Origin of the sequence: Flavobacterium sp. (assembly GCF_029242675.1) — a bacterium.
In the GTDB taxonomy this organism is placed as follows: Bacteria; Bacteroidota; Bacteroidia; order Flavobacteriales; family Flavobacteriaceae; genus Flavobacterium.
In genome coordinates, this window is sequence record NZ_JAQWTM010000354.1 from 1 (window position 1) to 2,125 (window position 2,125).

At 29.3% G+C, this 2,125-nt stretch carries 1 protein-coding gene and 1 pseudogene; both read right to left on the reverse strand.

Going from position 1 to position 2,125, the window contains the following annotated elements; all coding sequences use genetic code 11:
* A pseudogene (locus P8M54_RS12935) lies at positions 1 to 254 on the reverse strand (aminopeptidase); the annotation flags it as partial.
* A 418-nt stretch (positions 255 to 672) separates the two neighbouring features.
* Positions 673 to 2,125: hypothetical protein (locus tag P8M54_RS12940; RefSeq protein WP_300288341.1), on the reverse strand; the 1,453-nt coding region annotated here is incomplete at its 5' end.

Consider the following 2,125-nt stretch of genomic DNA (forward strand, 5'->3'; position numbering starts at 1 on the left):
GTCATTTCAAACTCTTGGCGAAAATCTTTGGCACCATTAAAAGTCTCTAAACCTATCTTTTTAAATTGGTTTTCGATGTAACCAGAAGCCTTATCAATCCCTTTAGTAAAAGTTGCACGCCCTTGCATATCATCTGCAGCAAGGATCGTTTCTACCTCGGTAACTTTTTTGACTGTGATGATCTTGTCAATTGATTGCGCCTGAGAAACCATCCCCGCACAAAGCATAAGACCACTTATAACAATTCTTTTCATAGCTGTATTTTTGTTTGTACTAATCGTTTTAATATAAGAGTGTGTTTTTTGAAATCTGTTACAGTGAATTTAATAAAATAACCAACATATATACATCGCTACATCTTATTTTAGGAGCACCACAACCGCAATTTTTAAGAACTTCCCTCCTGCTGTACGCTGTATCTCTCCACTACGTTACGAGGATGCCGCTCCCATCAGGGCTATTATTCACGGATACTTTTCCGTAACAGCCGTATTAAATATGCTCATTGCAAGAAAGCAAATCAGCATGTTTACGATAAATAGTATACTTTAATTCGAAATGGCTTGTGGAGGATTTTATGAGGCAGCTTGGTAGCTTACAGTATTTTTTTCATCACTGGTAAATATTACAAGAAAAAAATCTTGTGGAATTGGTGCCCAACACATAAGTATATCATATAATCATACATTTTCCACTTCCTAAATCGTTTTCAAATTTTTTAAATTTGTTTTTAACGACAGAACCATCGATATACTTTACTGTTACAATATCATTTCTTTGAAACTTTAATTTAGATGAGGTAGAATTAATGGGATTTAGGATAGTTGAAAATTGATTTCTAATTTCAAGTAAGTCTTCTTTAATAGTTTTTAAACCCTCTTCGTCAAATATTGACGTCCGTCTTCTATTAGAACTTTCAATTAATTCTAAACCTAGCTCAGAGTATTTTAAAGAATTAAATTTATCTTTAATTAATCTGTATATCGTCGCATACCAATAATAAATAATAACGGCTTCGAATTTCAACTTTTCATCTTTAATATTTGAAACTCGTTTGTCAATGTTTAGGCATAAATCCAACGATTTTCTTAATTGATTTCCATCATAATATAGTTTTATACCAATTGCAAATAAATATACATCATCTCCTTGAACTATTTCATTTTTATTAAAAAATGTAAGGTACGCATCAAAATAGGTCCAAAATTCATCTGAGTTATTTGTTTTCATAAAAGCTATTTCTTTGTAGACTTTCATCAACAACTCTTCACTCATCAATTCTTTAAAACCCAACAGATAATTTAATATTATCTCTTTTTTGTCCTTCGAGGAACTAGCTATTTGATAAATCAATTCATAATTATCACAATCTGAAAATAATTTTGGTACAGAATAACTCAATAATCTTTCAAATCTATCGATTTCTTCAAGATCAAAAATAAAATTTAGAATATGTTTTAATGTTACTTCAGTAAAAGTTATGGGAGTAGTATTAGAAATATCAAAAACTAAAGTATTATTTATGATCACATCAACTATATCGACTTTAATGTTTTCATCCTTAACTTCTAAGATATTATATTTCAACAACTTTAAAAATAAAGATTCCGGTAGAGTACTATATTCTAAAGCTTTTTCAATTTTAATCAAACTTCCAATAAAATCTTCCCTACTTTTTAGAATATCTGATTGATAGTATAATGACAAAGTTCTTAATTGATCCAATTCACTTTCTTCTTCATTTTTTGATAAAAAGGTTGAATCATATAATTTACTGAATAAATTAAGGGATTTATCAACATCATCAATATATATAGCGAGGTTTAGTATTGCGTTATGATAAGCGTGGTTATTCGTTTCATTTTTAATTGATTCCTCCAAATTTCTTATACCTTCTTCTTCTTTTCCCGTTGCGATTTTACAGATCCCTAAAAAAGATTTCGCGTCTGATGAATAACTTTCATTTTGAAAGTCTTCTTCAAAATATATAGAGGCATTTTTGTAAAGATTCATTTTAAAGTAACATAACCCGATGAAATATTTAGATCCTTCAATATCGCTATTTGTAGAACTAGAATTCTCCAAAACATTTTCTAAAATTTCAATTGCGTCAATATATTCTTTA